This window comes from Kineosphaera limosa NBRC 100340, assembly GCF_000298215.1.
In the GTDB taxonomy this organism is placed as follows: domain Bacteria; phylum Actinomycetota; class Actinomycetes; order Actinomycetales; family Dermatophilaceae; genus Kineosphaera; species Kineosphaera limosa.
This window is the reverse complement of record NZ_BAHD01000075.1, coordinates 24,916-31,765: the sequence shown is the minus strand read 5'-3', so window position 1 is coordinate 31,765 and position 6,850 is coordinate 24,916. Positions and strand designations below refer to the sequence as shown.

General features: G+C 68.8%; 8 protein-coding genes and 1 pseudogene. 2 read left to right on the top strand and 7 right to left on the bottom strand.

The features are described from left to right. Positions 1–49 precede the first annotated feature (49 nt). The 5 genes and pseudogenes from KILIM_RS17920 to KILIM_RS17900 form a co-directional block, all read right to left on the bottom strand. Complete coding sequence (locus tag KILIM_RS17920; protein WP_051988873.1) at positions 50–391, bottom strand: VOC family protein; 342 nt, start codon at positions 389–391, stop codon at positions 50–52. A gap of 56 nt (positions 392–447) precedes the next feature. Next, positions 448–930: an NUDIX hydrolase gene (locus KILIM_RS17915; RefSeq protein WP_006594147.1), complete on the bottom strand. Its 483-nt coding sequence runs from the start codon at positions 928–930 to the stop codon at positions 448–450. Between the two features lie 548 nt (positions 931–1,478). Continuing rightward, on the bottom strand, positions 1,479–1,793 hold the full coding sequence (locus KILIM_RS17910; RefSeq protein ID WP_255247686.1) for a helix-turn-helix transcriptional regulator: 315 nt from the start codon (positions 1,791–1,793) through the stop codon (positions 1,479–1,481). Then, positions 1,675–2,058: pseudogene (locus tag KILIM_RS24150) on the bottom strand (type II toxin-antitoxin system RelE/ParE family toxin). The gene KILIM_RS17910 and the pseudogene KILIM_RS24150 overlap by 119 nt, the downstream one beginning before the upstream one ends. Before the next feature lie 152 nt (positions 2,059–2,210). Beyond that, a complete protein-coding gene (locus KILIM_RS17900; RefSeq protein ID WP_006594144.1) occupies positions 2,211–3,278 on the bottom strand; it encodes an NAD(P)-dependent alcohol dehydrogenase in 1,068 nt (355 codons plus the stop codon). Between the two features lie 95 nt (positions 3,279–3,373). Here KILIM_RS17900 and KILIM_RS17895 point away from each other — a divergent pair, with 95 nt between their 5' ends. After that, the gene (locus tag KILIM_RS17895; RefSeq protein ID WP_006594143.1) at positions 3,374–4,027 is read left to right on the top strand and encodes a TetR/AcrR family transcriptional regulator C-terminal domain-containing protein; all 654 of its coding nucleotides are present in this window, start codon (positions 3,374–3,376) and stop codon (positions 4,025–4,027) included. A gap of 169 nt (positions 4,028–4,196) precedes the next feature. Here the strand turns inward: KILIM_RS17895 and KILIM_RS17890 are convergent, their stop codons facing one another. Together KILIM_RS17890 and KILIM_RS17885 are read right to left on the bottom strand one after the other, a co-directional pair. Further along, a complete protein-coding gene (locus KILIM_RS17890; protein WP_006594142.1) occupies positions 4,197–4,889 on the bottom strand; it encodes a winged helix-turn-helix transcriptional regulator in 693 nt (230 codons plus the stop codon). Positions 4,890–4,896: 7 nt separating this feature from the next. Next, positions 4,897–5,349 (bottom strand): VOC family protein, encoded by a 453-nt coding sequence (locus tag KILIM_RS17885; protein ID WP_006594141.1) that lies wholly within the window; start codon positions 5,347–5,349, stop codon positions 4,897–4,899. A gap of 224 nt (positions 5,350–5,573) precedes the next feature. Between KILIM_RS17885 and KILIM_RS17880 the strand changes: the two genes are divergently transcribed. After that, positions 5,574–6,740, top strand: coding sequence for a low temperature requirement protein A (locus KILIM_RS17880; RefSeq protein ID WP_006594140.1), 1,167 nt, complete (start codon positions 5,574–5,576; stop codon positions 6,738–6,740). Positions 6,741–6,850 lie beyond the last annotated feature (110 nt).

Below are 6,850 nucleotides of genomic sequence, written 5' to 3'. Positions count from 1 at the left end.
CGGCCAACTCCTTGGCCTTGCTGATGTTCTGAGGCTGAGTGTGCGCTTGTCAGTCGTCCGCGAGTCCTGCAGGGCAGGTGAGGCAGAACTCGAGTCCCTCGGGGTCTGCGATGACGATGACGTAGCCCTGGTCGTCGTGGAAGGAGTTGAGCACCGTGGCGCCGAGCCCGACGGCTTGATCCGCGGCCCGATCGGGGTCCGTGGTGCGCAGGTCGAGGTGGACCGGGGACTTGCCTGTTTTCGGCTCCGGGACCGGTTGAAAGGAGAGCCGTGGAGTCGCTTCTACCCATGCCCAACCGTCAGGTCTCGTGCCCCAGGGTGAGCCGGTGAGCGCTCCCCAGAACCGGGCGCTCTCCTCTGGGTGCCGGCTGTCGATCACGATCTGGTCCACGGTTAGCGGGATCATGTGGGGCCTTTCGGGTGGTTCTGGGCGGTCTGCGGGACCGGTTATGAAGCCTCGACCCGCATGGCAACAGCGCGGGCGATGAAGGCGTCGAGTTCTGCCATCCCCCGAAGCGGTGAGCCGGGCCACCAGGCGATCTGCTCGATCTCCTCGGTCGGCTCGAAGGGTACGGGGTTGTGCACTTCTCCGCGGAACACGGCGGCATGCTCCAGGCGGTGATCGGGTCTGAGCCGGAAGGTCGCGACGCCGGCCGGGTGGACGTTGCGACAGGGCTGCCCCGTCTCCTCGAGGAACTCGCGTTCGGCTGCGTGCCGGGCGCCTTCCCCGGGTTCGATCATGCCGCCGGGCAGCTCCCAGCAGCCGCGCCGTCGGTTGTAGACGATGAGCACCTGCGTCCCTCTGGTGGCGACCATGAGGGACAAGGGCATCGGCACCACGGTGTCCACCAGAGGGAGTCGATCCGTCGACGCGGCCGACCACCGCAGCAGCTCGTTGCCCTCGGAGTCGACCGCCAGCGGTTCAGCCATGAACGGACCCTAGCGACCCGAGGAGTCCGGGCGGATCCGCAAAGTCCCGACGGCGTTGGATCGACATAGCACGTGGGGATGCCGCGCCAGCTTCGGAGCGATGGCGACGGTGAACGCCGTGAGACCCGACCACGGTCGCAGATGGGGCCGGATTCTGCGGATGAGGCCGTGTCGTCGGTGTCGATGACCATCCCTTCGGTGAGGGTTCGGCCGGCCACTCGCCCGTCGCCGGGCACGAGCTGCGTCGTGTCGTCGCGATAGTGCTCGGTCCATCGCAACCCGTCTGCGCGGCCGGTCGAGGACTGGTTGACATAGCCCGGTGGAGCCTCAGGGGGCCAGCGAATCCGAAGTCTCGATGCAGCGAATCCTAGGCTTAGTGCGTGGGCACGCACGAGCGACAACGACCCCAGCGAACCCTACGAGGCGTTTCTGCGGGCGCTCCGCTTCCGGGTCGCGAAGCCGGCTAGGAGAACGTGACCCGCGCGATCGGTTGCGCTGCTCATCAACGTGGGCGGAGGCATCGTCCGCGGGCCCACTCGGCAGGGATCTCAGGCGACCTGAACCCGTAGATCTCCGAGCACATACTCGATGGCCAGATCGCCGCCGACGGCCCGCAGGTAATTACGGATGGTGCCGATCTTGGCGCTGTCGAGGTCACCGTTCTCGATCTTCGAGACCTGACGCTGACCGACGCCGATGCGCTGGGCGAGTTGGGCCTGTGTCAGCCCAGCCTCCTCGCGCAGCTCACGCAGGCGATAGGCGCGCATCTCGGCGAGCATGCGCTGCTTGTGCTCCTCGACCAACTCCCGATCGACCGGGTGCTCTGCAAGGAAGTCGTCCAGGTTCTTGATCAATACGCTCACTGTCCTTAAATCGTCGCAGGTGGTCGTCGAACAGGTCGTCGGCCAGCGGGATGTTCTTTTCGTACCAGCGTTGCCAGTTGCCAGCCTTGTCACCGGCGATCAGCAGAATGGCCTGCCGCTCGGGATCGAAGGCGAACAGGATCCTAAGCTCAGAGCGGCCTGATTATCCCGGGCGCAGTTCCTTCATGTTGCGGTGCCGAGAGCGGCTGACCGTGTCGACGACAGGTCGCCCCAGCTGCGGGCCACGATCCTCCAGGAGTTCCACGGCGGCAATCACCTGCGCCTGTGAATCCTTGTCCAGCGAAGCGAGCCATTGGGCGACGAGCTCGATGTCAACACTCCACACAGGTCGACTTTAGACCATCGAAGGTCTAATCGGTAGATGGGTTGTGGGACCAGCAGGACCTTGATGTCCGATCAGGCGAGGGGCGCTGGCCGGCTGGAAGGCGAGTCCCCCGGCGGGGTGCTGGTGGCGACCGAAGCTCGAGCCTCCAGCGACTCCTGCCAGAGGGCGCCGTCCACCTCGACGACGGTCTTGCCGACGGCTCGACCCGAGCCGACGAGGTCGATCGCCTCGGCGGCGCGCTCGAAGGGGACGACGTGTCCGACGCGGGGCCGGACGCCGGACTGCTCGGCCAGTTGGTCGAGTTCGGCGAGGTCGGAGCCCAGCTCCTTGGATATGTGCATGACGAGCCGGTGCGACACGAACGGGTTCAGCAGGGCGGCGGCCATGCTGTGGTGCAATCCGCTGGTCAGACCGCCGGCCTCCGTGCCGATGCACACGAGGGTGCCCCGGGTGGTGAGCAGCGCGCGCAGCTCGCGCCGGGGCCGGTTGCTTGCGATATCGAGCACCACGTCGTAGGGGCCCGCCTCGGTCGGCAGCGCGGCAGAGGTCCGTTCGATGATCTGTGACGCGCCCAGCGCACGCATGAGGTCGGCGCTTTCGGCGCGGCACACGGCGCTCGTGTGCGCCCCCAGCGCCGCCGCGATCTGGACGGCCAGGTGGCCCACCCCTCCCGAGGCGCCGACGACAAGGACCCGTTGCCCCGGGCCGACTGCCGCGTCGCGAAGCGCCTGGTAGGCCGTCAGTCCGGAGATCGGCAGGGCCGCGGCCTCGACGAGGTTCAGCGTCGGTGCGGGCCGGGCGATGCGATCCACCGAGGTGACGACGTAGTCGGCGAGGCTGCCGTCGGCCGTGCCGTGGACTCGCTCACCGACCTCCCAGCCGCAGACCCCCGGCCCGAGTGCGTCGATGACGCCGGCGACATCGCGACCCGGCGTGCGGAAGGCCGCCCGCGGTCGCCGGAGGCCGAAGCCGAGCCGACCGATGGGCGGCGTCCCCGTGAGGATGTGCCACGTGCCGCGGTCGACCCCAACGGCCCCGACCCGGATGCTCACCTGCCCGGTGCCCGGCTCGGGGATGCCCGCCGTCTCGACGCGGAGTTGTTCGGTGCCTCCGAAACCGTCCTGCACGATCCTGCGCATGCGATTCTCCCTTACGGTGTAAGTCGTCCTCTTCGACGGTAGCCTTACTATGTAAGGTGAGTCAATCGGTGAGCATCGCAAGAGGGAGGAGATCAGTGGCACGCAAACGGGCGGCCCTGACCCGGCAGGGCGTCGTCGCGCAGGCCGTGAGCCTCGCCGACGCCGACGGGGTGGGCGCGCTGTCGATGCGGGCGCTGGCGACCCGGCTCGGGGTCGAGGCGATGTCGCTCTACCACCACGTCGGGAGCAAGGACGTGCTGCTCGACGCCATGGTCGACGCCGTCTTCGCCGAGATCCACCTGCCGGTGGTGGGGGCGCCGTGGCGCGTCGAGATGCGGCGGCGAGGAGTGTCGGGTCGGGCGGCGCTGCTGCGGCACCGATGGGCGGTGGGGCTCATGGACTCGCGGCGGCAACCGGGCCCGGCGACGATGGCCCACCACGACGCGGTGATCGGCTGCCTCCTGCGTGACGGCTTCGACCTACCGGGCACGGCGACCGCCGTCGCGCTCCTGGATGCCCAGCTCTACGGATTCGTGCTCCAGGAGGTGGCCCTGCCCTTCGAGACTCCGGGGGAGCTCGCGCAGATCGGCGCCGACATCCTCGGCGAGCAGGCGCGCGCGGCCTATCCGCATTTCGCGGCGTTCGCCGACGGGCACGCCCTGCAGCCGGGATTCGCCTTCGCCGACGAATTCGAGCCCACCCTCGACCTCGCCCTCGACGCGGTCGCCGGCCTGCGCCGCGCGCTCTGAGGGGACTCGCGCCATCGACGACCTGTGCGCCTTCCTGGCGCGCGACGACCTCCCGGTCATCGGGCGGGCGGCGATCGGCCATGCGCAGTTCGAGACGATCCACCCGTTCCCGACGGCAACGACCGAACGGGCCGGTCTCTCGTCCGAGCGACCCTGCCCGCCAAGTGACTCAGCGGCCGTGCCCTCCGGGAGCCGCCGACTCGATCCGAAAGGTGCGACTGAATCGGTCGAGCAGAGGGCCAGATGTCGGGGAGGTCGCCGGACTCGCCCCGGTGGTCAGCAAGGCGTGGAGCTCTTCCGCGGTGACGTCGAGCCTCAGCGTCGAGTCACTGGGGACGCGAGGGATTTCGCGGTCAGGCGCGGCCACTGCGGTCGGGCCGCTTGGGCGCACGAGCAGCCGGCCGTCCGCGACGACGGCCCAGGCCTGCGCGTCGCCGACCGCCACCTCGTAGCGAGTAGGCGGCACCCCCCGAGCGCCGGCCGGTCGGAACGCCGCGGTCAAGGTGATCACCAGGCCATCCGCAGTGAGGGTGTCGTCATCGGTGGGCGAGCCGAGCAGGTCCCAACCCCAACGCTCCAGAGCCAGGACGGCAGGGGCCAGCCCCCTGCCCACCTCGGTCAGCTCGTACCCGCCGCGCACGACCGGCACGCGGCGGATCACTCCGGCCTGTTGCAGCTCGCGTAGCCGGTCGCTGAGGATGTTGGTCGGGATGCGGGGCAGGTTCGCCTTGAGGTCGCCGTAGCGCCGTGATCCGACGAGCAAGTCGCGCACGATGAGCAGCGCCCACCGCTCACCCACCAGTTCGACAGCGCGCGCTACCCCGCTGTAGTGGCCGTAGCTGCGGCCTGGGCGTGTCGCCACGCTGTGATCAGTTCTTGTCGTTTCCCGCCTGCTCGGCCAGGTACGCCTCGGGCCCCTGGTCGGCGGCGGTCGGCTCCATGAAGAGGTAGGCGAAGTTGTTGCCGTCGGGGTCTTCGAGGTCGCGGGAGTACATGAAGCCGTGGTCCTGGGCCGGCACCGGTTCCGAACCACCCGCGGCGAGCCCCTTGGCCATCATCTCGTCGACGGCCGCACGTGATTCGCAGGTCAGGGCGACTTGGGTCTGGGCGGCCTTGGTCGGGTCGACGATCTCCTTCTCGGTGAAGGTGGCGAAGAAGTCGCGGGTCAGCACCATCAGGTAGATCGTGTCGCTGATCACGACGCACGCCGCGTTGTCGTCGGTGAACAGCGGGTTGATCGTGTAGCCGAGCGCCTCGAAGAACAGCTTCGAGCGGTCGAGATCGGTGGTCGGGATGTTGACGAAGACGCTGGGGTGGGGCATGACGTGCTCCTCGGCTGACGTGGCTGGATAGCAACGAACACATGCTTGTTCTTCACAAGCTACTTGTCAATAGCAAGCGGTGTGTGCTGGCTGCTGGCGGAGCGTCGTCGTGATTCGGAAGGCGGCTGCGGCCCCCAGAGTCGCTCGGTGTCGACGACATCTGGCCTGGCCGTTGGGGTGTCGCAGCGGCCACGGCGTTGAGCGGGCTGTCGTAACCTCGACCTGTGCAGGATCACCTTCCGGACGGGCCAGAACACCCCGAGGCGCCGACCACCGCGTGGTCCCGAGCATGGCCCGAGGCCACGTGGCACAACCTCTTCTACGACTTGGCGTTCGTCGCCGCGATCCTCGTACTCGCCGGCTCGTACTCGATCGACTACACACTGCTCAACGGGATGTGGGTGGCCTTCACGTTCACGATGCTGTGGTGCACGTGGCTGGTGACGTCGTTGGCGGTCGCCCGCATGCCGGTCGGACCTACGCGGGTAACGCTGGTCGCCGTGCAGATGGGGTTCGTGCTGGCCGCGGCCGTGGCGGCCGGTGGCGCGGTGGCCCAGACTGCCGACCAGGTCGAGCTGATCTTCGCCGGGATGCTGTTGTCGGTGGCGGCGTTGGTGTGGCTCGCACTACCGCCGGGGGACTCGCTGCGGCGCGGCGTGAGCACCGTTCAATTGGCGGCGGCGGCCGCGGCGCTCGGCGTCAGCCCGCTGATGCCCGTCTGGTACTACTTGGTGGCCTGGCTGTTGGCCGTCGCCCTCGTCGCCCAGGTCGGGCTCCGCTTCGTGCGCGCCGGCACGGACTCCGCGCACACCTACACGCACCGCTTCGGCGAGTTGACGATGATCGTGTTGGGGGAGTCCTTCGTCAAGGTCGGCCTCTCCGACGACTCCGACGGGCTCAGCGCGTTCCGCATCAGCGCCTTGGTGCTCATCATCGTCATCATCACCACGACGTGGTGGGGCTACTTCGGGGTCATCGCGCGTGGCGACGCCGGTGGCAGCGGTCGCCGTCGGGTGGCGTGGGCGGCGCTGCACGTGCCCCTACACGTCGGCCTGGTCTTTCTCGCGGTGGGCCTGGCCAAACTGCTCAGCGACAGCAAGTCGCTGCTGCACGGCGGGGTCGGCGGCCTGCTCATCGCCCACCTCGTGCTGATCATGGTGGCGCTCGCCGGGCTGAGCCTGGTCAGCGGTGGCCACGCCGCGCGGCCCGTCGCCGGCGGCCTGGCCGGCGCCGCCGTCATCGCCGCGGTCGTTGCCCTCCTGACGCCACACCTGGGCTGGCTCACCCCCACCGCGGCCACGTGGTGCGCAACGGTTCCGTTCGTGCTCGCCATCGCCGGGCTGCACCACCGCCAGGTCGTCCTCTTTCGCAGGACCAGCCCCCAGCCCTAACGGTGACCCAACCCACCGCCGCCATCCTCGTCCCGGTCGACTGAGAGGCCTCCGTTGCATCGGGGCCAGGACTGGCTGCGCGGAGTCATGAGACCTTCGGTGCATCTCGA

Bases quoted from the DNA above. Each gene is read 5' to 3' on its own strand.
- KILIM_RS17885 (WP_006594141.1), bottom strand. From the start codon at position 5,349: ATGCCCCACCCCAGCGTCTTCGTCAACATCCCGACCACCGATCTCGAC.
- KILIM_RS17900 (WP_006594144.1), bottom strand. From the start codon at position 3,278: ATGCGCAGGATCGTGCAGGACGGTTTCGGAGGCACCGAACAACTCCGC.
- KILIM_RS17915 (WP_006594147.1), bottom strand. From the start codon at position 930: ATGGCTGAACCGCTGGCGGTCGACTCCGAGGGCAACGAGCTGCTGCGG.